General features: G+C 70.4%; 25 protein-coding genes. 11 read left to right on the plus strand and 14 right to left on the minus strand.

Going from position 1 to position 24,693, the window contains the following annotated elements; genetic code table 11:
• Positions 1 to 4 precede the first annotated feature (4 nt).
• Both metG and Q1A98_RS17160 read left to right on the plus strand, forming a co-directional pair.
• Complete coding sequence (gene metG, locus Q1A98_RS17155; RefSeq protein ID WP_299575719.1) at positions 5 to 1,558, plus strand: methionine--tRNA ligase; 1,554 nt, start codon at positions 5 to 7, stop codon at positions 1,556 to 1,558.
• Positions 1,559 to 1,566: 8 nt separating this feature from the next.
• Positions 1,567 to 2,751, plus strand: coding sequence for an aminodeoxychorismate synthase component I (locus Q1A98_RS17160; RefSeq protein ID WP_299575721.1), 1,185 nt, complete (start codon positions 1,567 to 1,569; stop codon positions 2,749 to 2,751).
• 4 nt (positions 2,752 to 2,755) lie between these two features.
• Here Q1A98_RS17160 and rsmI read toward each other — a convergent pair whose 3' ends face one another.
• Positions 2,756 to 3,622, minus strand: a complete 867-nt coding sequence (rsmI, locus tag Q1A98_RS17165; RefSeq protein WP_299575723.1) for a 16S rRNA (cytidine(1402)-2'-O)-methyltransferase — start codon at positions 3,620 to 3,622, stop codon at positions 2,756 to 2,758.
• A 76-nt stretch (positions 3,623 to 3,698) separates the two neighbouring features.
• Between rsmI and Q1A98_RS17170 the strand changes: the two genes are divergently transcribed.
• Positions 3,699 to 5,249, plus strand: a complete 1,551-nt coding sequence (locus Q1A98_RS17170; protein ID WP_299575981.1) for a phospholipid carrier-dependent glycosyltransferase — start codon at positions 3,699 to 3,701, stop codon at positions 5,247 to 5,249.
• 261 nt (positions 5,250 to 5,510) lie between these two features.
• On the opposite strand, the gene Q1A98_RS17175 is transcribed toward Q1A98_RS17170, so the two are convergent.
• The 7 genes from Q1A98_RS17175 to Q1A98_RS17205 form a co-directional block, all read right to left on the minus strand.
• Positions 5,511 to 6,098, minus strand: a complete 588-nt coding sequence (locus Q1A98_RS17175; protein WP_299575725.1) for a hypothetical protein — start codon at positions 6,096 to 6,098, stop codon at positions 5,511 to 5,513.
• A gap of 110 nt (positions 6,099 to 6,208) precedes the next feature.
• On the minus strand, positions 6,209 to 7,930 hold the full coding sequence (locus tag Q1A98_RS17180) for a BCCT family transporter (protein WP_299575727.1): 1,722 nt from the start codon (positions 7,928 to 7,930) through the stop codon (positions 6,209 to 6,211).
• 96 nt (positions 7,931 to 8,026) lie between these two features.
• Positions 8,027 to 8,395, minus strand: a complete 369-nt coding sequence (locus Q1A98_RS17185) for a GntR family transcriptional regulator (protein WP_299575729.1) — start codon at positions 8,393 to 8,395, stop codon at positions 8,027 to 8,029.
• A 3-nt stretch (positions 8,396 to 8,398) separates the two neighbouring features.
• A complete protein-coding gene (locus tag Q1A98_RS17190; RefSeq protein ID WP_299575731.1) occupies positions 8,399 to 9,637 on the minus strand; it encodes an arginine deiminase in 1,239 nt (412 codons plus the stop codon).
• Positions 9,638 to 9,675: 38 nt separating this feature from the next.
• A complete protein-coding gene (locus Q1A98_RS17195) occupies positions 9,676 to 10,896 on the minus strand; it encodes an MFS transporter (RefSeq protein WP_299575733.1) in 1,221 nt (406 codons plus the stop codon).
• Complete coding sequence (locus Q1A98_RS17200; protein WP_299575735.1) at positions 10,896 to 11,489, minus strand: GNAT family N-acetyltransferase; 594 nt, start codon at positions 11,487 to 11,489, stop codon at positions 10,896 to 10,898. The genes Q1A98_RS17195 and Q1A98_RS17200 overlap by 1 nt, the downstream gene beginning before the upstream one ends.
• Positions 11,490 to 11,545: 56 nt before the next feature.
• Positions 11,546 to 12,628 carry a patatin-like phospholipase family protein gene (locus Q1A98_RS17205; RefSeq protein ID WP_299575737.1) on the minus strand — a complete coding sequence of 361 codons (1,083 nt, stop codon included), beginning with the start codon at positions 12,626 to 12,628 and terminating at the stop codon, positions 11,546 to 11,548.
• A 48-nt stretch (positions 12,629 to 12,676) separates the two neighbouring features.
• Between Q1A98_RS17205 and Q1A98_RS17210 the strand changes: the two genes are divergently transcribed.
• Positions 12,677 to 13,303, plus strand: coding sequence for a LysE family translocator (locus tag Q1A98_RS17210; RefSeq protein WP_299575739.1), 627 nt, complete (start codon positions 12,677 to 12,679; stop codon positions 13,301 to 13,303).
• Positions 13,304 to 13,312: 9 nt separating this feature from the next.
• Here the strand turns inward: Q1A98_RS17210 and soxR are convergent, their stop codons facing one another.
• The gene (soxR, locus tag Q1A98_RS17215; RefSeq protein WP_299575740.1) at positions 13,313 to 13,780 is read right to left on the minus strand and encodes a redox-sensitive transcriptional activator SoxR; all 468 of its coding nucleotides are present in this window, start codon (positions 13,778 to 13,780) and stop codon (positions 13,313 to 13,315) included.
• Between the two features lie 114 nt (positions 13,781 to 13,894).
• Here soxR and Q1A98_RS17220 point away from each other — a divergent pair, with 114 nt between their 5' ends.
• The 3 genes from Q1A98_RS17220 (at position 13,895) to Q1A98_RS17230 (ending at position 16,311) form a co-directional block, all read left to right on the plus strand.
• A complete protein-coding gene (locus Q1A98_RS17220; RefSeq protein ID WP_299575742.1) occupies positions 13,895 to 14,353 on the plus strand; it encodes a VOC family protein in 459 nt (152 codons plus the stop codon).
• Positions 14,354 to 14,409: 56 nt separating this feature from the next.
• Positions 14,410 to 15,777, plus strand: a complete 1,368-nt coding sequence (locus Q1A98_RS17225) for an MFS transporter (protein ID WP_299575743.1) — start codon at positions 14,410 to 14,412, stop codon at positions 15,775 to 15,777.
• A 267-nt stretch (positions 15,778 to 16,044) separates the two neighbouring features.
• Complete coding sequence (locus Q1A98_RS17230) at positions 16,045 to 16,311, plus strand: hypothetical protein (protein WP_299575745.1); 267 nt, start codon at positions 16,045 to 16,047, stop codon at positions 16,309 to 16,311.
• A 17-nt stretch (positions 16,312 to 16,328) separates the two neighbouring features.
• Here the strand turns inward: Q1A98_RS17230 and Q1A98_RS17235 are convergent, their stop codons facing one another.
• Both Q1A98_RS17235 and Q1A98_RS17240 read right to left on the minus strand, forming a co-directional pair.
• Positions 16,329 to 16,562, minus strand: a complete 234-nt coding sequence (locus Q1A98_RS17235) for a hypothetical protein (RefSeq protein ID WP_299575747.1) — start codon at positions 16,560 to 16,562, stop codon at positions 16,329 to 16,331.
• 41 nt (positions 16,563 to 16,603) lie between these two features.
• Entirely contained in the window at positions 16,604 to 17,920 is a 1,317-nt protein-coding gene (locus tag Q1A98_RS17240; RefSeq protein WP_299575749.1) for a S8 family serine peptidase, read from the minus strand.
• A 113-nt stretch (positions 17,921 to 18,033) separates the two neighbouring features.
• On the opposite strand from Q1A98_RS17240, the gene Q1A98_RS17245 reads away from it, so the two are divergent.
• Both Q1A98_RS17245 and Q1A98_RS17250 read left to right on the plus strand, forming a co-directional pair.
• Complete coding sequence (locus tag Q1A98_RS17245; RefSeq protein ID WP_299575751.1) at positions 18,034 to 18,321, plus strand: DUF1490 family protein; 288 nt, start codon at positions 18,034 to 18,036, stop codon at positions 18,319 to 18,321.
• Positions 18,318 to 20,510 carry a cation-translocating P-type ATPase gene (locus Q1A98_RS17250; RefSeq protein WP_299575982.1) on the plus strand — a complete coding sequence of 731 codons (2,193 nt, stop codon included), beginning with the start codon at positions 18,318 to 18,320 and terminating at the stop codon, positions 20,508 to 20,510. Before Q1A98_RS17245 ends, Q1A98_RS17250 begins: the two co-directional genes overlap by 4 nt.
• Here Q1A98_RS17250 and Q1A98_RS17255 read toward each other — a convergent pair.
• Genes Q1A98_RS17255 through Q1A98_RS17265 form a run of 3 tightly spaced genes read right to left on the minus strand, consistent with a single transcriptional unit; the run spans position 20,501 to position 22,079 of the window.
• Complete coding sequence (locus tag Q1A98_RS17255) at positions 20,501 to 20,971, minus strand: NUDIX domain-containing protein (protein ID WP_299575753.1); 471 nt, start codon at positions 20,969 to 20,971, stop codon at positions 20,501 to 20,503. The genes Q1A98_RS17250 and Q1A98_RS17255 overlap by 10 nt on opposite strands.
• Positions 20,958 to 21,107, minus strand: a complete 150-nt coding sequence (locus Q1A98_RS17260; protein ID WP_299575755.1) for a hypothetical protein — start codon at positions 21,105 to 21,107, stop codon at positions 20,958 to 20,960. The genes Q1A98_RS17255 and Q1A98_RS17260 overlap by 14 nt, the downstream gene beginning before the upstream one ends.
• Positions 21,108 to 21,164: 57 nt before the next feature.
• Entirely contained in the window at positions 21,165 to 22,079 is a 915-nt protein-coding gene (locus Q1A98_RS17265) for a ribokinase (protein WP_299575756.1), read from the minus strand.
• Between the two features lie 82 nt (positions 22,080 to 22,161).
• Between Q1A98_RS17265 and Q1A98_RS17270 the strand changes: the two genes are divergently transcribed.
• Both Q1A98_RS17270 and Q1A98_RS17275 read left to right on the plus strand, forming a co-directional pair.
• Positions 22,162 to 23,865, plus strand: a complete 1,704-nt coding sequence (locus Q1A98_RS17270; protein ID WP_299575757.1) for an FAD-binding dehydrogenase — start codon at positions 22,162 to 22,164, stop codon at positions 23,863 to 23,865.
• Between the two features lies 1 nt (position 23,866).
• A complete protein-coding gene (locus tag Q1A98_RS17275; protein ID WP_299575759.1) occupies positions 23,867 to 24,676 on the plus strand; it encodes a DUF2470 domain-containing protein in 810 nt (269 codons plus the stop codon).
• Positions 24,677 to 24,693 lie beyond the last annotated feature (17 nt).

Here is a 24,693-nt window from a genome sequence, read left to right on the forward strand (position 1 = left end):
CATCATGGCTGACGACACCGCGACCCCGTTCTATGTGACGACCGCCATCGCCTACCCGAACGGTGTCCCCCACATCGGCCACGCCTACGAGTACGTCTCGACCGACGCGATCGCCAGGTTCAAGCGGCTCGACGGCTTCGACGTCCGATTCCTCACCGGGACCGACGAACACGGCCAGAAGATGCAGCAGACCGCTGCCGCCGAGGGCATCCCGACTCGTGAGCTCGCCGACCGCAACGCCGCCGCGTTCCGCGCGATGCAGGAGACGCTCGGCAGCAGCTTCGACCGATTCATCCGCACCACCGACGCCGACCACGAGGTCGCGAGCCAGGAGCTGTGGCGCCGCATGGCCGACGCAGGCGACATCTACCTCGACACGTTCAGCGGGTGGTACTCCGTCCGTGACGAGGCCTACTACGGCGAGGACGAGCTGACGACGCTCGAGGACGGCAGTCGGATCGCCACCGCCACACAGACCCCCGTCGAGTGGACCGAGGAGGCCAGCTACTTCTTCCGGCTGTCGGCCTACCAGGACAAGCTGTTGGCGCTCTACGAGTCCCGGCCCGAGTTCATCGGGCCGGCCACACGGCGCAACGAGGTCGCGAGCTTCGTCGCGGGCGGCCTCCGGGACCTGTCGATCTCGCGCACCACCTTCGACTGGGGCGTCCCGGTTCCCGGCGACCCCGACCACGTCATGTACGTCTGGGTCGACGCGCTGACCAACTACCTCACCGGCGTCGGTTTCCCCGACACCGATCCCGCTCTGCTGGAACGGTTCTGGCCCGCCGACCTGCACGTCATCGGCAAGGACATCGTCCGGTTCCACTGCGTGTACTGGCCCGCGTTCCTGATGAGCGCCGGGATCGAGCTGCCGAGGCGGGTGTTCGCGCACGGCTTCCTGTTCAACAAGGGCGAGAAGATGAGCAAGTCGGTCGGCAACGTCGTCGACCCGTACGCGCTCGTCGAGCAGTACGGCCTCGACCCGCTGCGCTTCTTCCTGTTGCGCGAGGTGTCCTACGGCCAGGACGGCAGCTACTCGCACGACGCGATCGTGTCGCGGATCAACGCCGACCTCGCCAACGAGTTCGGCAACCTCGCGCAGCGCTCGCTGTCGATGATCGCGAAGAACTTCGACGGAGCGGTCCCCGAGCCCGGCGAGTTCACCGACGACGACACCGCACTGCTCGCCCGGGCCGACGGTCTGCTGGAGAAGGTGCGCGCCGAGTTCGACGTGCAGGCCATGCATCTCGCCCTCGAGGCGATGTGGGAGGTGCTCGGCGAGACGAACAGGTACATCTCGGCGCAGGAACCGTGGAAACTCGCCAAGACGGACCTGCCGCGCGCGGGAACCGTCCTCTACGTGTGCGCCGAGGTGGTGCGGATCGTCGCGATGCTGGCGCAGCCGGTGATGCCGGGATCGACGGGTCGAATCCTCGATCTCCTGGCCGTCGACGAAAACTCCCGTACCTTCGCTCACCTCGGCGACCGCCTCACCGCGGGTGCCGCACTGCCGAAACCGACACCGGTGTTCCCGCGCTACGACGACTCCCGCGACTGACAGCTGCCATGACGACCGAGGTGCTCGGTCCCGGTCGCAGCGCCGTCGACGTCCTGGGGTCCCTCGCCGATCACGCACGCACACACGGGATCCCGCCCCCGGCGGCGCTCGTCGGCGACTGGCTGGACGCCGAGGCGGTGATCGCGCCCTCGTTGGAGGTGGTCGCGGGACTCGGACCGTCGACGCACCCGGACCGGTTCTGGTTCGGCGCACTGTCTTTCCCCGACCGCACCGCTCAGGTCCGGCTGCCGGCCGTGCTCGGCGGCACGTGTGACGCCGTTCTGTTCCTGCGGGACGGGGTGTGGCACCACGCCTCGTCGACGGGTGCCCGATGTCCGGATGCACTGCGCGTCAGTGTGACCGACCACCCGCCGGTCATCGAGGAGTGGACGGCCCGGTGGCGCGCACCTGACCGGGACCACCATGAGCGCGCGATCCTCTCGTGTCTGGACGCGATCGCGGCCGGCGAGATCTACCAGGCCTGTGTGTGCAGTCGGTTCACCGGACACCTGCGCGGGGAGCCCGTCGACCTGTTCCGCGACGGGGTGACGCGGACGTCGCCCCGGAAAGCCGCGTTCCTCACGGGCGCATGGGGTTCGGTCGTCTCGTTCTCGCCCGAGACCTACCTCCGGCGGGTCGGCGACGTGGTCTCGTCGAGTCCCATCAAGGGCACATTGCCGCTGTCCGAGGACCCCGCTCTCCTGCGTGCGTCGGTCAAGGACGTCGCCGAGAACATCATGATCGTCGACCTGGTCCGCAACGACCTCGGGCGGGTCGCGGTGCCCGGCACCGTCACCGTCCCCGAGTTGCTGTCCGTGCACGCCGCGCCGGGCGTCTGGCACCTCGTGTCGACCGTGACCGCCCACGTGTCGCCGTCCGTCGACACCGACGCACTGCTCGACGCGACGTTCCCACCCGGCTCGGTGACCGGCACCCCGAAGCTCCGTGCGCGAGAACTGCTGTCGGACTGGGAGACCGACGCCCGTGGGGTCTACTGCGGCGCGATCGGGGTCCGCGCACCCGACGGCGACCTCGACCTGTCCGTCGCGATCCGCACCGTCGAGATCACCCCCGACGGCGCGATGGGTCTCGGCGTGGGCGGCGGCATCACCATCGACTCCGACCCGTCGCGGGAGTGGCAGGAATGTCTGGACAAGGCGGCGTCGATCATCGGCCTGACGCACTCCCGGTGACGGTTCAGCGCGCGGCGAGAACCGCCTCGTAGAGGTCGCGACGCCCCACGCCTGCGCGCGCGGCCACCTGGGCGCAGGCGTCCTTGAGTCGCGCGCCGTCGGCGACGAGGGCCTCGACCTCCCCGACGAGGTCGGCCGGGTCCGCCTCGGTCGCGACCGCGCCCTCCACGACGACGGTGATCTCACCGCGTACGCCATCGGCCGCCCAGGCCGCCAGCTCGGCGAGCGGGCCGCGCCGGACCTCTTCGTAGGTCTTGGTCAGCTCCCGACAGACGGCCGCGCGGCGGTCGGGACCCAGCACGGTGACCGCGTCGGCCAGACAGTCGGCCAGGCGATGCGGGGACTCGAAGAACACGACGGTCCGCGGCTGTGTGGCGAGCTCGGCCAGCCACGACCGGCGTGCGGACCCCTTCCGCGGCGCGAACCCGTCGAAGCAGAACCGTTCGACGGGCAACCCCGACAGCGCGAGCGCCGTCGTCACCGCCGACGGGCCCGGCAGACAGGTGACCGGCAGACCGGCGTCCACACAGGCGACGACGAGGCGGTACCCCGGGTCGCTGACCGACGGCATGCCCGCGTCGGTGACGAGCAGGACCCGCGATCCGGCCGCGACCTCCTCGACGAGGCCGGGGGCTCGGCGTTCCTCCACCTGGTCGTAGTAGCTGACGACACGCCCGGTGATCGTGACGTCCAGGGCGGCAGCCAGGGCACGCGTGCGCCGTGTGTCCTCGGCGGCGACGACGTCGGCGCTGCTCAATGCCTCCCGGAGCCGTGGCGAGGCGTCGTCGGCGCGGCCCATCGGGGTCGCGGCCAGGATCAGACAACCCGGGCGCGCAGCCGGGTCGGCGTCGCCGTCATCCGTGGTCCCCATCGTCGGACAGCCTACGATCGTGCGGGTGAGCACCGCCGCACCCGTCGACCCCCGAGGTCTCGTCGACGCGTCGGAACTGCTCGACGGGCGCGGACAGGCCGAGGACCTCGGTGCCCGCCCCGGTCCCTCGGTCCCGCCACCCGTGTTCGGCGCGACCGACACCCGCCGCGGATGGATCGTCGCCGCAGTGCTGACCGTCATCGCCGCGGTGACCCGCTTCTGGGGCCTCGGGCATCCCACCGACAACGGCACACCGGTCTTCGACGAGAAGCACTACGTCCCGCAGGCGTGGCAGGTGCTCACCGGCGGCAACTGGATCGAGGACAACCCCGCCTACGGGCTCGTGGTGCACCCGCCGGTCGGCAAGTGGATCATCGCGATCGGCGAGGGGATGTTCGGCTACACGCCCGTCGGGTGGCGGTTCGCATCCGCCGTCCTCGGCACGCTCATGGTGCTCATCGTCTTCCGGATGACCCGGCGACTCTCGCGCTCGACGTTGATCGGCGCGATCGCCGCGGTGTTCCTCATCTGCGACGGCGTGACGTTCGTGTCGTCGCGCGTCGGGATGCTCGACATCGTCCAGATCTTCTTCCTGCTCGCGGCGATGGCGACGCTCATCGCCGACCGCGACCAGATGCGAGCGCGGATGCACCGCGTGTGGTCGGAGGGACGGATCGCCGAGACGCCCTTCGGCCCACGTCTCGGGTTCCGGTGGTGGCGCTTCGCGACCGCCCTGCTGCTCGGCCTGGGCTGCGCGACGAAGTGGTCGGGGATCTACTTCGTCCTCTTCTACCTCGTGCTGTCGCTCGGGTTCGACGTCGCCAACCGGCGGACGTATCACGTGCAGCGACCGTGGATGGGAACACTGCGGCGCGACGTCGTCCCCGCCGGGTTCAGCCTCGCCGTCACCCCGATCCTGGTGTACCTGGCGAGCTTCGCGCCGTGGTTCGCCGGCGAGACCTCGGTGTACCGCTACGCGGTCGGCAATCAGGTCGGCTACGACGGCGCGTTCTCCTGGGTGCCCGGGGCGTGGCGATCGCTCTGGTACTACGAGGCCGGGATCCTCAAGTTCCACGAGGGACTCACGAACTCGGCGGGCAATCACCACCCCTGGGAGTCGAAGCCGTGGACGTGGCCGATGAGCCTGCGCCCCATGCTCTACGCGGTGCAGAACGGGCCGGACCAGTGCGGCGGCGGCGAGTGCATCCGTGTACAGATGCTGATCGGGACGCCGGCCATGTGGTGGCTGGCCTTCCCGATGCTGCTGTGGGGCCTGTGGCGCTGGATCGCGCGACGCGACTGGCGGTACGCCGTCGTGCTCGTCGGGTACGGCGCCGCCTGGCTGCCGTGGTTCGCCAACCTCGACCGCCAGATGTACTTCTTCTACGCCACCGCGATGGCGCCGTTCCTGGTGATCGGGCTGGCGCTGTGCGTCGGCGACCTGATCGGCGCCGACGGGCGATGGCGGTCGTTCGGACGGGAACGACGGATGCTGGGCGTGGCGCTCGCGTCGATCTACATCGGTCTGGTGGTCACGAACTTCATCTGGATGTGGCCGATCCTCACCGGCGGCCCACTCTCACTGCACGAGTGGAACCTGCAGATGTGGCTGCCCAGCTGGCGCTGACCGTGCAGCGACCGCCCCGCTGAACCCTGGCGCGACCACGTCGAGTGGGCGGTCGGAGACGTCGACTGGGCAGTTGGAGACGTCGACTGGGCAGTTGGAGACGTCGACTGGGCAGTTGGAGACGTCGACTGGGCGGCTCGGCACGCGCAAGGCGGCGTACCGCCCACTCGACGCGCCCAAGCGCCCACTCGACGCGTCCAAGCGCCCACTCGACGAGGTCGACGACGGTGACGCCGTCAGGTCGGACCTGGGCGTGCCGGCTCAGCGGGGCGGGATGACCCCGCGGAGGGTGTCGGTGGTCCCCACGTCAGAGGCGACGTAGATCTGGTCGAGGCTCGTCTGCACGTCGAAGAACGCCAGCGGCAGGTTCTTGAGCTTGTCGTCCTGCGCACGGAACTGGACCTGCCGGCCGACGTAGCGCGTCTCGGTGTCCACGATCTGGTTCCTGTCGGTCCCGACGGGGTTGAAGATCATCGGACTCGTGAACGGGGTCCCGCCGCGCACGGGAAAGCCGTCACGGATGGGCGGGCCGCTCACCGAGATCGCGGCCACCGACTGTCCCGTCCCGCCGGTGACGTTGCGGGGTCCGTAGAGGAGGACCGAGTACGTCGGCCCGGTACCGCGACCGAACCCGGGGAAACCCCGCAGGTTCAGCGTGATGTCGAGTCGGCCCGCGCCGCGGTCGTAGTCGACGGTCACCGACCGCAGATCGACGCTGCCCGGCGCGGCCTTCACCGGCGACGGCACCGTCACCGACGCCGCGGACGCCGGTGCGACACCCACGGCCACCCCCGCGGCGACGAGGACTCCGGCGAGAGCTGAGGTGGACCACCGTGCGGCACGACGCATCGAGACTCCTGTGAGATCCGCCGCCGGGATGCGGCACTGTGACGAGTATCGCATCCCGGATCAACGATCCTCAGCCGAGTCCCGCCGATTACCGACGTCGCGCCGACGACTCAGATCTTGTCGGCGGGCGGCGGCGGGTCGAGCAGAGACGCGTCGACGGGGACGCTGCCCGAGGGCAGGACGTCGGTTGTCGTGTCGGTGGCGGCCAGAGTGTTCGCGTGGATGCGGACCTTGTCGTCGATGCCCTCGGCGCGCTGCCGCGCGGCGATGATCAGCGGGTCGCGGCGCAGGTCCATGAACAGGGACACGCACATCGCGATCATCACGATCACGAACGGCAGCGCCGCGATGATCGCCATCGTCTTGATGCCCTCGAGAGCGTCGTCGCCGCTGACCCACAGCAGCAGTGCGGCGACGGCGCCGGTCAAGACACCCCAGAAGATGGTGACGCTGCGCGACGGTTCGGCACGTCCCCGCTGCGACAGCGTGGCCATCACCAGCGAGGCGGAATCCGCGCCCGACACGAAGAAGATGGCGACCAGCACCATCACCAGCACCGACGCGATCCCGGCGAGCGGAAGGTTGTTCAACATGTCGAACAGCTGCGACTCCTCGTTCTCACTGTTCGACAGGCCCTCGCCGGCCATCTCCTGACTGATGGCGGTGCCACCGAAGACGGCGAACCACACCAGGGAGACGGTCGTCGGCACGATCATCACGCCGATCACGAACTGGCGGATGGTGCGACCGCGGCTGATCTTGGCCAGGAACATACCGACGAAGGGGGTCCAGGAGACCCACCACGCCCAGTAGAAGATCGTCCAGCCCGACAACCACTCCTGGCCGGCGGCGTCGGTGGTGGCGGCGCTGCGCGCCGCGTCGGAGGTGATGTCGTTGAGGTAGCTGCCGATCGACGTCGGCATGATGTTCATGATGAAGACCGTCGGGCCGACGACGAACACGAAGAGCGCGAGCACGATGGCCAGCACCATGTTGATGTTCGAGAGCCACTGGATTCCCTTGGCCACGCCGGACACGGCCGACGCGACGAATGCCGCTGTGAGGACGGCGATCACGCCGACGAGCAGGTATTTGCCGCTCTCCCCCACCCAGTTCAGCTCCTCGAAGCCCGAACCGATCTGCGCCGCCCCGAGTCCGAGGGACGCCACGGTGCCGAACAGCGTGGCGAAGATGGCGAGGATGTCGATCACCTTGCCGCCCCAGCCGTTCGCGCGATGGCCGAGCAGCGGCGCGAACACCGCGCTCATCAACTGACCCCGACCGCAGCGGTAGGTGCTGTAGGCGATCGCGAGTCCGACGACGGCGTACATCGCCCAGGGGTGCAGACCCCAGTGGAACATGGTGGTGGCCATGGCGACACCCACGTCGCGTGCGTCGGTCCTGGGCGGGGCGTTGACGTAGTGGGTGAGCGGCTCGTAGGCGCCGTAGAACATGAGCCCGATGCCCATCCCGGCGCTGAACATCATCGCGATCCAGCTGACGGTGCGGTACTCGGGCTTCTCGCCGTCGCGGCCGAGCGGGATCTTCCCGTACTTGCTCACCGCCAGGAAGATCGCGAAGAGGACGAACGCGGTCGCCGCCAGGATGAACAGCCAACCGAGGTTGTCGGTGATGCCGGCGAGGATCGACGCCGTGCTCTCCTTCAGACCCGTCTTGTCGACGATCCCCCAGACGAGGAACCCGACCACGAGTGCCGCGGTGACACCGAAGACGACCGCGTCGACGCCGACACGGCGACGACCGTTTGGCGACGGGGCGCTGGTGGTGTCAGCGTGTTCTCCGGTGGCGGGGGTGGATGTCGTGACTGCCATACCCATCACTCTCGCAGCGAAACGCTCCAACCGCCAAAAGATCACAGAAGAGACATTCGGTCGTAACCGGACAATAACCGCAGCGCACAGCGTCGCTCACGAGGGCCGACGCACCGCCGTGGCCAGCATCGCGACGATGTCGTCGTCGGCGATGCCGAGTGCGCGCAGCGCGGCGACGTGCTCGGTGGTCGCCTGTTGTGCCTGCTCACGCGCCGAGTCGGACCGGGCGGCGACGAACGAACCGTGACGCCCCCGGGTCTCGATCACCCCGGCAGCCTCCAGTTCCCGGTAGGCGCGGGCGGCGGTGTTCGCCGCGATGCCGAGGTCGTCGGCGAGAGCGCGGACCGTCGGCAGTCGGGTCCCGACGATGAGGTCACCCCGCGCGACGAGGTCCATCACACCGCGACGCACTTGTTCGAACGGCGGTTCCGACGAGTCCGGGTCGATGACGAGGGACAGGGCCACGTCTCAGGCCCCCGACGGCAACGGGTCGCGGGTGACCGGGCAGGACATGCAGCGCGGTCCACCCCGACCGGACCCGAGCTCACTCCCGGCGATGGTGAGCACCTCGATGCCTGACTGGGACAGCCGACGATTCGTCTCGACGTTGCGGTCGTAGGCGACGACGACGCCGGGCGCGATGGCCAGGGTGTTGTTCCCGTCGTCCCACTGTTCGCGCTCGGCGGTGACGGGGTCGAGGCCGGTGTCGATCACGCGCAACTTGCCGATGCCCATCGCGTCGGCGGCGGCCTCGACGAACGGCCGTGGGCCGCTGACGGCTCCGGCGTCGCGGGTGATGGTGAACGCCGAGAGCGTGTCGTGCACAGCCGGGTACATGACGACCGCGTCGGTGTCGACCATGGTGCACACGGTGTCGAGGTGCATCGAGGCGCGGCGCTGCTCGATCGGCACCGCGAGGACGGTGTGGGCGAGATCGTCGTCGAACAGACTGTGTGCCAACGCCTCCGCTCCGGCCGGCGTCGTCCGCTCTCCGACACCGACCGCGACGACACCCGGGGCCATCAGCAGGACATCACCTCCCTCGACAGGCGCCGAGTGTGACTCGTAGGCCCGACGTGCGCCGCGGAAGCGTGGGTGGTGGGCGTAGACGATGTCGGTCAGCGACGTCTCGCGGGACCGTGCCGGCAGGGCCAGGCTGGTGATCGCGAACCGGGGCCCGATCCAGAACGAACTGTCCCGCGTGAACAGCAGGTTCGGGAGCGGGTCGATCGCGAACTCGACGCCGTGGTGCATGCGGCGTACCAGCGAGGTGCGCGCCGCGGCGGGGCTCTCCGGCAGCTCGTCGAACGTCATGCCCGCGGTCAGCACGGCGACGAGTTCCGTCGCGTCGACGCCACGGAGGTACGCGGCGAGCTCGCTCGCCAGATGCGGACCGAGCCGTCGGGCACTGACCGCCGCCGCGATGCCCTGCATCCGGGCGGCACCACTGGTCTGCATGGTCTCGACCAGCAGGTCGCCGAGCAGCAACACCTCGACGCCGTGCCCGGTGAGCAGATCGGCGAACGCGTCGTGTTCCTCCTGCGCCCGGTCGACCCAGGGCAGACCGTCGAACAACAGCTGGTCGCTGTTGCGGGGTGTCAGGCGGCGCAGTTCGTCACCGGGCCGGTGCAGCAGCACCGTTCGCAGGCGACCCACCTCCGAATCGGCGCCAGGCGGCCGCGGTGTCGACGGTTCCTCGGTCTCCATGGACCCACGGTAGTGGCGGGGCGGCGTGCCTGTCCCGGTCACACACCGTCGGTGGCGGTCGCGGTCGGGGCCGCGGACCGTGCAGGGGCTGTCTCCCGCGCCAGCGACCAGAAGACGAGCGAGACGAGCGGCACCACGCCGGTCAGCAGGAACGCCGGGCCGAAACCCGCGCTCTGCGCCACGAATCCGGCGACGACCGGTCCGCTGACCGCACCGATGTCGGAGGTCATCTGGAACGCCGCGAGCGCCGTGCCGCCCTGACCGCGCACCGACAGCAGGTCGGCGAGGGACGCCTGGTGGGTCGGGGCGAACAGACCCGACCCGATGCCGGCCGCGAAGCTCAGCAGGCCGGCGAGCACGATGTTCCCGCTGAACCCTAGGACGAGCGTCGAGGCCCCCATGATGGCCAGACCCGGCAGCATCAGCGGCTTGCGGCCGAACCGGTCCGACAGTCGTCCCGCGGCCAGGATCGCGACGACGTTGCCTGCCGCGTACACGGCCAGGAGCACACCGGCGAGTGCGGGCGACTCGTCGAGACCGTCGGAGTCGACGACGAACAGCGGCACGAGCGCGACACGGACGCCCATCGAGGCGAACCCCTGCGTGAAGTTCGACGTGAGGATCGCCCGATAGGCGCTGTCGCGCAACGCCTCGGTGAACGGCAGCGGCTGCGCGACGGGTGCCGACGCGTCGACGACCGGGCGCCCGCCGACGCCCCGCAGCAGCGTGGCGACGACCAGCGACGCGATGACGAGTGCGATCGCATAGACGACGAACGGCATGCGCAGGCCGAAGCCGACCAGGGCCCCACCGATCAGGGGCCCGGTGATGCTGCCCATGAGGAAGCCCGCACTGAAGAAGCCCGAGGCGCGACCACGGATCTCGGCCGGCGCCAACCGGATCAGCAGCGCGAGCGCGGAGACGGTGAACATCGTCGACCCGATGCCGCCGGCCGCCCGGAACAGCAGCAGTTGCCAGTAGGACTGGGCGAAGGCGCACGCCAGGGTCGACGCGGACACGATGACCAGGCCCGTCAGGTAGATCCGTCGCTCCCCCAGGCGTGAGACCAGACGGCCGCCGACCGGCGCGAACACCAGGCGCATGGCCGCGAACGCCGAGACGATCACCGACGCCGCGCCGACACCCACGTCGAAGCTGCGCGCGAACGCCGGCAGGGCCGGGGCGATCAGTCCGTACCCGAGGGCGATGACGACGTTGGCGGACAGCAGGACCCAGATCTCGCGCGGGATGGCGCGCATCAGCAGTTCTCCGTTCGCGTGCGCCGCAGCACGTGGTGGCGGGGTTCGTCGACGGGGTTGTCGGGCGGGATGTCCCCGGTCGCGACGATCGCGAACCCGGCCTTCTCCAACGCCCTCCACGACGCACGGTTCGCGGCGACGACCGGCACGAGGATCTCGGTGGCCTCGGGAAACCGTGCGAACGTGTCGTCGACGGCGGTGGCGAGGATCCGTGGGCCGAGCCCACGGCCGCGGTCGGCCTCGTCACCGATCAGGTGGTCCAGGCACCACGCGGTCGGCGGGACGGCACCGACGACGGGTTCGAGGGCGGCGACGTCCTCGGGGAAGTCATGGATCCGCGATCGCTGCAGCAGTCCGACCGGTCGCGGTGTCGCACCGTCGTCCACCTCGACGACGAGGTCCTCGCCCGGCTCGGTGCCGTCGATCTGCGGACCGAAGTCCTTCTCGAGCGCGGCGTCGTCGTGATCCTGGAACCACCAGCGGTGCACCCGCTCGTCGGCGAGCCAGCGGGCCAGCATCGGGAAGTCGTCGCGGGTGAGCCGTCGGAAGGTGATCGCCCCAGCTGATCGGTCGTCACGGGGGGATGCGCTCACCTGTCGATGGTCCGGCATCGGATCACCTCGGACAAATCCCCCGATCGTCGCGACCGTCAGGACACCTGACCCTGCTTCCGGGGCCGCTCGAACGCGGTGACCATCGGCGAGGCGTGCGAGTCGAGGGCACGTTCGGTGAGCGATCGGCCGAGCTCGATGGCCTCGCTCGCGCGGTGGAAGTCGAGCGATCGGATGGCGGTACGGGGCACCTGGATGAGGATGTCGGGCGGCAACGCGGCGAGCTGATGGCGCGCGAGTGCCTCCTGCATGATGTCCAGCGACCTGTTCATCACCGCGAATCGACTGAGCTTGCGCGCGGCGTCGCCGGCATTGCCCGACCCCGACCGCTGTTCGGCGGCGATGGCGTCGATCACCTGGTCAGAGCCGCCCATCGAGTCGCCGGCGACCCGGTCGACGATGGACCGCACGAAGTCGCTGTCGAGCGCGTGCGACCCGAGCCGGCGCAGACGCGACATCGCGTCGAGCGGCATCCCCGGGCCCGTCTCGCCCGAGCGTTGCACCGACTCCTCGGCGTCGGCGTCGGACGGCGGCCCGTTCTCGAGACGGCTGTCGTCGTCGAGGCCGACGCCCTCCGAACCGAGGTCGACGCCGATGACGACGTCGGCCGGGGCCGCGGCGAGCGGGGCGATGGGCAGCGGGTCGAGGATGCCGCCGTCGACGAGGACGCGCCCGTTCATCACGTGCGGGGTGATCACCCCGGGGATCGCGATGGACGCGCGGATCGCCACGTCGACGGGGCCGCGCTGGAACCACTGCGGGCGACCCGACGTGAGGTCGGTGGCGACGGCGGTGAACGGGATGTCGAGGTCCTCGATCACCCGGTCACCGAGGATCTCGCGCACCTTGTCGAGGATCTTGTCGGCGTGGATCATGCCCGGCGCGGTCAGCGAGACGTCGAGCAGTCGCATCACGTCGAGCTGGCCGAGCCCGGTCACCCAGTCGACGTACTCGTCGAGGTTCCCGGCGGCGTGGAGTCCCGCGACCAGCGCACCCATCGACGAGCCGCTGACGGCGACGATGTCGTAGCCGCGCTCCTGCAGAACCTCGAGGACCCCGATGTGCGCGTACCCGCGCGCTCCCCCACTGCCGAGCGCCACGGCCGCCGTCGGTTTCCTCACGGTTGCCAGATTACGGATCGCCGACGGCGCGGCCGTATCCTCACCCGCATGGACTGGGGCGGATGGGTCGTCTTCCTGGGGTTCGCCGTCGTGTTGACGCTGATCCCGGGCCCCGACACGGCCGTGTCGATCGCGAACACGCTGGCCGGCGGACGGGTTCGTGGGCTGTCGGCGGTGGTCGGGATCGGTGTCGCGAACCTCGTGCAGAGCGTCGCCGCGGCCGCCGGTCTCAGCGTCCTCGTCGTCCGGATCGAGCCGCTGTTCCTCACGATCAAGTGGGTCGGTGCGGCCTACCTCATGTTCCTGGCCGTACAGACCTTCCGCGCCATGCGTCGTCACCGGACCGGCGACGACGTGGTCGTGACCCCGGTGCGCTCCGATCGCCCCGTGCTGACCGGCCTGCGCCAGGGGTTCCTCTCGAACATCTGCAATCCGAAGGTCATCGCCTTCTACCTCGCGGTGCTGCCGCAGTTCCTCGGCACCGACCCGGCCGTCGGCACCGTCGTGGTCTACGCGGTCACCGTGCCCGCCATCGGTGTGGGCTACCTCCTGGCGATCGTCGTCGGCGTGGACCGCGCCCGGGCGGTCTTCTCCCGCAGCCGGGTCCGTGCGGCGATGGATGCCGTCACCGGCACCGCCCTGGTGGCGTTCAGCCTGCGGCTGGCGACCGAGTAGTCACCGAGGTCAGTCGGGGTCGGTGATCTCCGACGGGATCGCGAGGCGCTGAGCCCCGGGGCCGCTGCGGGCGGCGACGTCGTCGGGGTTGAGCAACTTGCACGACGTCATCGACAGGCACCCACATCCGACGCACGACCCCATGAGATCGCGCATGTGCGTGAGGAGTTCGATGCGCGCGTCGAGGTCGGCGACCCACTTCCGTGACGCCTTCTCCCACATCTTCGGCGTCGGCGACTCGGAGTCCCCGAGCACGGCGAGCACCTCGGCGATCTTCGACAGCGGGATACCCGCCGCGGCCGATGCCCGGATGAACGCGACCCGCCGCAGCATGGCCCGGTGGTAGCGACGCTGGTTGCCCGACGTGCGACGGGAGAAGATGAGGCCCTTGTCCTCGTAGAAGCGCAGTGCCGAGGTGCTCACCCCCGACCGGCGCGCGAGGTCGCCGATCGTCAGTTCGACCGCGCGCGGCGCCATGCCCTGGGAGGGTACGCGGGAACGCCGCCCACCGACGAGGCCGCGGCGATGAGTTCCGGCGCCCCACCGAGTCCACACAGGCGAGACCACCCCGCTTCCCCGAAGGAGACCACCATGGCCGCCCCGATCACCCCGTTCCTGTGGTTCGACGACGACCTCGGCGATGCGCTCGAGCTCTACGGTCGCGTCTTCCCCGACTTCGTCGTGCACGACAAGGGCATGGCCGGCGATGCCGTGTTCACCGCGACCTTCGAGTGCAACGGCCAGCGCTTCCAGGCGATGAACGCGGGCCCGCAGTTCCCGTTCACCGAGGCCGTCTCGTTCATGATCCTGTGCGACGACCAGGAGGAGACCGACCACTACTGGTACGGGCTGCTCGCCGACGGCGGGGTGGAGTCGCAGTGTGGATGGCTCAAGGACCGGTTCGGTCTGAGCTGGCAGGTGACGCCGAAGCGCCTGCTGGAACTCAACAGCGATCCCGATCCGGAACGGGCCCGGGCGTCGATGGCCGCGATGATGACCATGCAGCGCATCGTCGTCGCAGACCTCGAGGCGGCCGTCGCCGCGGTGTGACCCGGGGACGACGGCCGACCCCGAGCGGCCGAATCGGACACCGTTAGCCTCCGGAGATGACCACCGTCGACGCGTCCGTGCCCACGGTCGCCGCGCGTCTGGACCGGTTGCCCATCGTGCGGGCGCACCGGGTCGCGACAGCGGTGATCGGTCTGGGACTGTTCTTCGACCTGTACGAGAACTTCCTCGCCGCGACCATCTCCGGGGTGCTCAAGTCGGAGCTGTCGCTGGACCGCACCGAGCTGAACCTGCTCCTCGGATCGGCGTTCCTGGGACAGTTCCTCGGTGCCGCGGTGATGGGTCGCTACGCCGACCGTGTCGGACGTCGACGAGCGTTCATGGTGAACCTCGCGGTGTACTCGTTCTTCTCGCTGCTGGGGGCGTTCTCGCCCAATGCGGCGTTCCTCGTCGTCACCCGCTTCATCGCCGGTGTCGGGATCGGCGCCGAGTTCGCCCTCGCCGACTCCTACCTCTCGGACCTGCTGCCGAAGAACGCCCGCGGCCGGATGATCTCGTGGGCGTACACCGTCGCGTTCTTCGGCGTCCCCGTCGTGGGTCTGCTGGCCCGGTGGCTCGTCCCGCTGCAGCCGTTCGGCGTCGACGGGTGGCGGTGGCTGTTCGTGCTGGGGGCGCTGGGGTCGTTCGCGGTGTGGATCGTCCGGCGCGGTCTGCCGGAGTCCCCGCGGTGGTTGGAGGCGCAGGGGCGGCACGAGGAGGCCGACGCGATCTGTCGACAGTTCGAGGCGCAGGCGATCGCCGCCGGCCATCGACTGTCCGAGCCCGACCGGTCGCTGGTCGTCACCCCGACACAGGCGGTCGGGGTGCGGGCGCTGTTCCGTCCTCCCCTGACCAAGCGCACGACCATGCTGTGGATCCTGTCGGTACTCGAGGTGTTCGGGTATTACGGCTTCGGCACCCTCGCCCCGATCGTGCTGCTCGACAAAGGATTCGACCTCGTCACGTCGCTCGGCTTCCTCGCCGCGACCTACTTCGGATATCCGCTCGGGTCGGTGCTGGCGGTGCCGATCGTCGAGCGGGTCGAGCGCAAGTGGCTCGTCATCGGCTCGGCGGGGGCGATGGCCGCCTTCGGGCTGTGGTTCGGCTTTGCCGGGGCCGCGTGGGCGATCGTGGTGTCCGGGGTGCTGTACACGATGGCCAGCAACCTCTTCTCCAACGCGTACCACGTGTACCTGGCCGACTCGTATCCCACCGCGATCCGCGGGACCGCCGCCGGCGCGGCGTACTCGCTGTCGAAGCTGACGACCGGCGTCCTGCCGTTCATCTTGCTGCCGTTCCTCGACGCCAACGGCTCCGGCCCGGTCTTCGCACTGGTCGCGGCGGTCATGGTGGCGTTGATGGTCAATGTCGGCGTCCTCGGCCACCGCAGCACGGGGCTCTCCGCCGACGCCACCATCGCTCGCTGAACGCCCACTCGACCTCTCCGACCGCCCACTCGACGTGGTGATGACCCGTCGGTTGGGCGGTTGGAGACGTCGGTTGGGCGGTTGGAGACGTCGGTTGGGCGGTTGGAGACGTCGGTTGGGCGGTGCGTGATTTGTCTCGCGCTCGTTGCGCGGGATGGCAGACGTCGGGATGCTGGAGTCATCGCACCGTCACAGAACTCCCCCACCGACGATCCCCGCCCGGACCGAGGCACGACCCTGCGCTCGGCGGCGGTGTACGTCGTCTCGGTGTTCGCGTTCGCAATCGCGTTCCTCGTGGTCGGATCCCTGCTGTACGACCCCGTTCCGGTGTGGGTGGTGATCGCCTTCCCGCTGATCGTGTTCGCGGGCGCGCTCGGGTCCCTCTGGTGGACGTTCCGGATGTGGCAGTCGCAGCGATCGACAGCGACGTCGTCACGCGGTCCCTGGCAGGTGTGGCAGGGCGCGAGTTGGCTGCTGCTGGCGCTGTTCCTGCTGTCGCTCGGCGGTACCGGCGGCACGTTGATGGATCGCTGACCGCGCGGGCGCGGCCACTACTGGATCGGCGAGTCCGGGGGCGCCACCGTGTATCGCGGTGTCTGTTCGATCGAAGCGACCCCGCGTATCGCGGCGAGCGGGCCGCGGACGTCGTCGGCGACCGTCCCCGAGATGATCCCGATCGCGGTGTGGACCGAGGTGACGTGCACCCCCGCGGCACGCACCGACGCGACGACCTCGTCCAGCGCGGAGAGGTGATCGTCGTCGACGGTGATCGTGACGTCCGGCATGGATGTCGATCCTACGCCCGACGCGGACACGACGGGCCTGGTCAGCGCGGCGCCTGCACCAGTCCCGCGCCGACGTCGGACGCGGGCACGTCGAGCCTGCGGGCCTGCTGGGTCAGCGTCGTCCACAGATCGCGCCCGCGTCGGCCGGTGGTCTGCGCCCACAGCGCGGCGATCCCCGCGACGTGCGGCGTCGCCATCGAGGTCCCGCTGATGGTGTTGTACGTGCTCGCGCCCTCACCCTCGGACGATCCGGGCGGGAACACCGGCCACGACGAGTACACGTCGACGCCGGGTGCGGCGATGTCGACGTTGCCGCCGTCGACGTCGGAGCTGCGGGCCGAAAACGGGGCGATGGCGGACCGTTGATCGGTGGCCGCGACGGCGGCGATCGACGGACTGTTGGCCGGCACGCCGACGAAGCCGGGGTCGGCAGGTCGGTTCGCGTTGTTGCCCGCCGCCGCGACGATCAGGGTCCCGGCCGACAGTGCCCGTCGGCCGACCGTCTCGTAGGCGGTGGAGACCGTCCGGACGTCGGCGCCGAGCGACATCGAGACGATGTCGACGCGATTCGTCAGTGCCCAGTTCAGCCCGGCGAGGATGCCCTCGTCGGCGCCGCTGCCGTTGTCTCCGAGGACCTTGCCCACGAAGAGCCCGGCCTCGTAGGCGATGCCGTAGCGACGGCCGGTGCTCGGCGTGCGAGGACCACAGGACGTGCCCGCGCAGTGCGTGCCGTGCCCGTGGCCGTCCTGGGCGGAGGTGACACCGTCGACGAAGGCGGCCGAGGTGATGTCGCGTCCCGCGAAGTCGGGGTGGGTGAGGTCCAGGCCGGTGTCGAGGACGGCCACCCGCACACCGGAGCCCGTTGCCGTTGTGGTCGACACCCCCGTGGCCTGCAGCCCCCAGGTGAACGCGTCGGTGTCGGCGAACGACGCCGCCGCGGTCGCGGTGGCCGGCACGCCACCGAGGCGGGCCGCGAGATCGGCGACGCCGTCGGCGTAGCCGCGCAGGTAGGCGGCGCGGTCCGCGTCGGGGACACCGACCGCCGCCCGGACGCGATGCACCCGTTCGGGTTCCACCGCGAGGATGTCGCCGTCGGGAGAGCAGTTCGCCGACAGCGCGGAGGCCTGGTCGTCGTCGGCGGCGACCACCGCGACGCCGAGGTCGGCGAAGATGGTGGCCTGGGCGCGCGACGTCTGTGTGCGGTCGACGATGCGGTCACCGAAATCCGCGGTGGAGGCGACCTCGGTCAGACCCGCCACCCGCCGGAGCACGTCGGCGTATCCCGACGCCCCTGTCGCGTCACCGAAGACGACCAGTCGTCGCCCTGTCTGCCCACCGTCGGTCGATGTCCCGATCATCGAAGCCCTCCCATTGTCGTATTCGCACACCGTAATGCGGGCCTGCGACAGACGCCGGGGCCCACGGGGCGCGTTAGGGTGAGTCCCACTTCGACAGTGGAGGAGACACGCGAATGCCCGTACACGGACTCGTCGCGAAAGCGGCGTCCACGGTGGTGACCGGCGCGGTCGGCGCCGCCGCCTACGACCTCGCCCGCAAGGCCGCCCGTCGCGCACCGCTGCGCGAGGGCGCCGTCGTGGTGACGTCGTGGGGTCTGCGCGGGACGCGACGCGCCGAGACCGCCGCCGAGTCCGCGCGACTGTCCGTCGCCGATGTCGTCGCCGAGGCCCGCGAGCGCATCGGCGAGGAGGCGGAGCCGCCCGGCACGGCCGGCGCCGCCGACCACGGGCACGAGCACTGACACCGCCGGCGGTCCACGGGGGCGGCGCGGAGGTCGTCTCCGACGCAGCCGGTCGCATCCGTCTGACCGTGCCCTGGGTGCGTGGTGACAGCGTCCGCGCGGTCGCGGTCGAGGATGTGCTCGCCGAGAACCCCGGAGTCCGTGTCGCACATGCCTACCCCCGCACCGGATCGGTGGTCGTCTGGTACCGCCGCGACATCACCGCCGCCGCCGACCTGGTCGACGCGATCCTCGCGGCCCGGGACGTCCCCACCGATCTCGTCGCACGCAGGGCGCCGCACTCGTCGGAGGTCGCCAACGCCGACGTCGCCCGGATGGCCCTGGGCGGTGCCGCGTTGGTCGTCCTGGGCATCCGCCGCTACGGGTTCCGCCGCGCGCCGGTCCTCGGCCCCACCGGCCGTCTCGCCGCCACGGGCGTCACGATCATCACCGGCTACCCCTTCCTGCGCGGTGCGGTGCGATCACTCGGCGGAGGGAGATCCGCCGGCACAGATGCCCTGGTGTCCGCCGCGACCATCGCCAGCCTCCTGCTGCGGGAGAACGTCGTCGCCCTCACCGTCCTGTGGCTGTTGAACATCGGCGAGTTCCTCCAGGACCTGACGCTGCGTCGCACCCGGCGTGCCATCCGGGACCTGTTGCGTGGCAATCAGGACACCGCCTGGACACGTCTGCCCGACGGCACCGAGGTCCAGGTGGGCATCGAGACCATCGCGGTGGGGACCGAGGTCGTCGTGCACGATCGCGTCGCGGTCCCGGTCGACGGGATCGTGGTCGACGGGACCGCGCTGGTCGACCAGTCGGCCGTCACCGGCGAGAATTTACCCGTGGCAGCCGATCCGGGCGCCCGCGTGTTCGCCGGGTCGGTGGTGATGAACGGTCGGCTCGTGCTGCGGGCCGAAGCCGTCGGCGACGACACCGCCATCGGACGCATCGTCGCCCGCGTCGAGGAGGCACAGCACGACCGCGCGCCGATCCAGACCGTCGGCGAGACCTTCTCCCGGCGGTTCGTACCGGCGTCGTTCGCGTTGTCGCTGGCGACCCTGCTGGTGACGCGAGATGTCCGGCGCGCCATGACGATGTTGCTCATCGCCTGCCCGTGCGCGGTGGGCTTGGCCACGCCGACCGCGATCAGTGCCGCCATCGGCAACGGCGCCCGTCGCGGCATCCTCATCAAGGGCGGCTCGCACCTGGAGCGGTCGGGACGGTTCGACGCCGTCGTGTTCGACAAGACCGGCACCCTCACCCAGGGCCGTCCCGTGGTGACGAACGTCGTCTCGTTCGACGACGACTGGCAGCCCGAGCAGGTGCTCGCCTACGCGGCGAGCTCGGAGATCCATTCGCGACATCCGTTGGCCGAGGCGGTGATCCGGTCGACCGAGGAGCGTCACATCGCCATCCCACCGCACGAGGAGTGCGAGGTGCTCGTCGGCCTGGGGATGCGCACACGCGCGGACGGCCGCACGCTCCTGCTGGGGAGCCCCGCCCTGCTCTCCGGCGAGGGGGTGGAGGTCACCGCCGACGCCGGCGCATGGGTCGACAAGTTGCGGCTGCGCGCGGAGACGCCGCTGCTGCTCGCCGTCGACGGACAGCTCATCGGCCTCATCAGTCTGCGCGACGAGATCCGACCGGAGGCTCTCTCCGTGCTCGACGAGCTGCGCGGCGCGGGCGTCACTCGCATCCTCATGCTCACCGGTGACCACCCCGTCACCGCCGCGGCGGTCGCCGCCGAACTCGGCATCGACGAGTGGAAGGCGCAGGTGCTGCCCGAGGACAAGCTGGCAGCGGTGCAGTCGTTGAAGGCCGACGGCCACGTTGTCGCGATGGTCGGCGACGGCGTCAACGACGCCCCTGCTCTCGCCGCGGCGGACGTGGGGATCGCGATGGGTCTCGGCGGTACCGACGTCGCGGTCGAGACCGCCGACGTCGCGCTCGCCTCCGACGATCTGTCCGCCGTCGTCGATGTCCGCGAACTCGGTTCTCGTACCGTCGATCTCATCGGGCAGAATTACGCGATGTCCATCGCCGTCAACGCGATCGGACTCGCCGTCGGCGCAGGCGGCGCGCTGTCGCCCGTCGTCGCCGCGATCTTGCACAACGCGTCGTCGGTCGCTGTGGTGGCGAACAGCTCGCGGCTCATCGGACACCGGCTCCCGCACGAGCCCGCCACGAGGGCGGCAGGTCAGGGCTGAGGCCGCAGCGCGTCCTGCACACGGGCGAGCAGTGGTTGCTGGGCGGGCAGGATCTTCCGCCCGGCGGCGTCGAGGTCGAACCACTCGACGCGGTCGACCTCCGGGAAGCTCTGCACCCGGCCCGACCCTCGCGGCCACTCCATCTCGAAGGTGTTGCTGACCGAGGTCCCGGGATCCACGTTCTTCTCGATCACGAAGGCGGTGACGACCTTCCCGCTCTTCTGGGTGATCTCGCCGATCGGCGTGAGGGCGGCGGCGTCGACCGTGACACCGACCTCCTCGGCGAACTCCCGCGCGGCCGCGTCGCGCGGATCCTCGTCGGTGTACTCGCCCTTGGGGATCGACCAGGCGCCGTCGTCGCGGCGGGCCCACAGCGGGCCGCCGGGGTGGGCGAGCAACACCTGCACGGGCGTACCGGGCGCTCGGCGGACCGCGATCACACCGGCGCTACGGCGCGGCAACGCTCGTCGACTCCTCCCGGGACGCGCGACGACGTTCGGACTCGCTGCGGCGGATGGCCGCTCCTATCGTCAGCGCGGTCACGGCCGCGATCGCCATCCACACCACCACGGCTATGACGACGATCACAGTGATCATCCCGAGATCGTGTCTGCCGGAGGCGCGGAACACAAGGTCCGGATGGCAACGCCACGGTCACGACTTGCTCACGATCGAGTCCAGCATCGCGACGATCCCGTCCGCGTCGGGGTAGGAGGCGTGCGTCCCCGACGTCTGCACGGCGAGCGAGCCCGCGGCCACCGCCCATCGGATCGCATCGCCCAGTTCGCCGCCGACGGCGAGGCGCGCGGCCAGCACGCCAACGAAAGCGTCTCCGGCACCGGTGGAATCGACCACCTCGACGTCGGGCGGCGTCACGACACCACCGCCCTCGGTTGTCACCCACACAGCTCCTGCCGCTCCGAGTGTGACGACGACCGACCGTGCGCCGCGGTCGAGCACGGATCGGGCGGCCGAGCGCGCCTGCGTCGGACCGTCCACGTCGACACCGGTGAGGACGGCGAGCTCGTGCTCGTTGACCACCAACGGATCACACGACGACAGCAGATCGGTGACCTCACGAGCCGGTGCGGCGTTCACGACCAGTCGCCCTCGGCAGGCCTGAGCCACAGCGCGGTTCACGGCCGAGGGGATCTCCATCTGGCAGACGACCACCGCGGCGTCGGCGACATCGCGTCGTTCGGCGTCGTCGAGGCGGTCCCAGGCGTCGTTGGCACCGGCGTCCAGCACGATCGTGTTCTCCCCGGCGGCGACCTGGATGAACGCGGTTCCGGTCGCGGCGTCCGGGACGGTCCGCGTGTGGTCGACGTCCACCCCGTGTCCCGCGAGCTCCTCGCGGACGCCGTCTCCCTGTGCGCCGTCACCCACACGCCCGATGAACGCGACGTCGTCGTGCACCCGCCGCGCGGCGACGGCCTGGTTCGCGCCCTTGCCTCCGAGGTTGCGACGGACCGCGACGGCCCGCAGCGTCTCCCCGGGCCGCGGGAACCGATCGAGCTCGGCCACGACGTCGGTGTTCACCGAACCCACCACCACGACCGCAGCGCCCACCGGTCCGATGATGCCGGATCGACGGGCCCGGGCCGCTGAGTAAGGTCGGGTGGGTCACAGCAGCGGGCAGCGGAGGTAGGTCGTGGACGTCGACGTCATCGTGGTCGGAGCCGGTCTCGCCGGCCTGGTCACCGCACACGAGCTGACGACCGCAGGTCACCGCGTCGCCCTGCTCGACCAGGAGAACGCGGCCAACCTCGGCGGCCAGGCGTGGTGGTCGTTCGGCGGCCTGTTCTTCGTCGACAGCCCCGAGCAGCGCCGACTGCGTGTGCACGACTCCCTCGAGCTCGCGTGGCGGGACTGGCAGAACAGCGCGGGCTTCGACCGTCTCGACGACGAGGACTCCTGGGCCGTGCGGTGGGCACGCGCGTACGTCGAGTTCGCCGCCGGGGAGAAGCGGTCGTGGCTCGACGGCCACGGCGTCACGTTCCTGCCGACCGTCGGCTGGGCCGAGCGCGGCGGGATGCGCGCCGACGCGCATGGCAACTCCGTCCCCCGCTTCCACGTCGCCTGGGGCACGGGTACCGGGATCGTCAAGCCGTTCGCCGAGTCGGCGCGACGCGCGTCGACGACCGGCTCGCTCGACTTCCACCACCGCCACCGCGTCGACGACCTGATCGTCGAGGGCGGCGCCGTCGTCGGTGTCCGTGGGTCCCTGCTCGAACCAGACGTCGCCGTCCGCGGTGCCCCGTCGTCCCGGGTCGTCGTCGGGGACTTCGAGATGCGCGCACAGGCGGTCGTCATCACCTCAGGCGGCATCGGCGGCAACCACGAGATGGTCCGCAAGTTCTGGCCGGCGCGTCTCGGCACCCCGCCGACGACGATGGTCACGGGCGTGCCCGAGCACGTCGACGGCCGCATGCTGGACATCGCAGAGTCGGCCGGGGCGCGGTTGGTGAACCGGGATCGCATGTGGCACTACACCGAGGGTGTCGCGAACTGCGACGCGATCTGGCCGTCGCACGGCATCCGCATCCTGCCGGGACCGTCGTCGATGTGGTTCGACGCCCTCGGTCGGCGTCTGCCCGACCCGTGTCTTCCCGGGTTCGACACGCTCTCGACGTTGCGCCACCTGCGGACCACGCCCGACATAGCCGAGCACGACCACTCGTGGTTCGTCCTGAACCAGCGGATCATCGCCAAGGAGTTCGCCCTCTCGGGGTCCGAGCAGAACCCCGACATCACCTCCGGCGGCCGGATGGCAATGGTGCGCGAGCGGGTCCTGGGCTCCGGCGCACCGGCCCCGGTGCAGGCGTTCATCGACAACGGCGTCGACTTCGTCACGGCGTCGACGGTCGAGGAGCTCGTCGCGAAGATGAACAGCCTCACCGACTCTCCCCTGCTCGACGCGGCGGCGGTCCGCAGCCAGATCGAGGCGAGGGACGCGCAGCTCGACAATGCCTACACCAAGGACAGCCAGATCATGGCCATCCGCAACTCCCGTGCGTTCATCGGCGAGCGGCTGGGTCGCACGGCGGCGCTGGGGAAGATCCTGGACCCCGACGACGGACCGTTGATCGGTGTGAAACTGCACGTGCTGACCCGGAAGTCGTTGGGCGGCATCCAGACCGACCTGTCGTCGCGGGTGCTCGGGCTCGACGGGCAGCCCGTCGACGGTCTGTACGCCGCGGGCGAGGCGGCCGGGTTCGGCGGCGGTGGGGTGCACGGGTACAACTCCCTGGAGGGCACGTTCCTCGGCGGATGCCTGTTCTCCGGCCGCACCGCCGGTCGGGCGGCCGCCGCAGCGCTCGGCAGTCGACGTGTCGCCGTGCGGGAGAACGCCTGAGATGGCGGAGACACTGCGCGACCACGGTGACCCGGGCGACGCCCCGTCGGTCCCCGCACCGCTCGTCGAGCCGACCAACCCCGTCCGCCCCACCGCGGCGGAGGAGGCCAGGACCATCGCGGCGTCGACGAACACCGCCACCCTGGCCAGCCTGACCACCGACGGGGATCCGTGGGCGTCCTACGTGACCTTCGGTCTCCTCGGCGGTGACCCCGTGCTGTGCGTGTCCCACATGGCCGAGCACGGACGCAATCTCGCCGCGGATCCTCGCGCGAGCCTCGCCGTCGTCGCACCCACGTCGGACACGGACCCGTTGGCGGGCAGTCGCATCACGCTGGCCGGGCGCGTCGAGGAGCCGACCGGTGCCGAGTACGACGCGGCGCGCACCGCTCACCTCGCCGCCGTCCCCGCGGCCAAGTACTACGTCGACTACAGCGACTTCACGCTGTGGGTGCTCCGGGTCGATCGGGTGCGGTGGGTCGGTGGGTACGGTCGCATGGACTCCGCGACCGGACCGGATTATGCGGCGGCTCAGCCGGATCCGGTCGCACCGGCGTCGGGGCCCGCCGTCGAGCACCTCAACGCCGACCACGCGACTTCTCTCACCGACATGGCCCGTGCCTTCGGCGGTTTCCCCGACGCCACCGGCGCGGTGTGCACCAGCGCCGACCGTTACGGCCTCGACCTCAAGGTGACCACCCCGCGCGGCATCGCCTACACGCGCGTCGGGTACGCCGAGCCCATCGACGGCATCGACGACCTGCGCGCTGCCACCGTCGACCTCGCCCGTCGCGCCCGCACCACCGCCTGACCCACACCCCGCCCCCC

This window comes from uncultured Williamsia sp. (assembly GCF_947494875.1).
In the GTDB taxonomy this organism is placed as follows: Bacteria; Actinomycetota; Actinomycetes; order Mycobacteriales; family Mycobacteriaceae; genus Williamsia_A.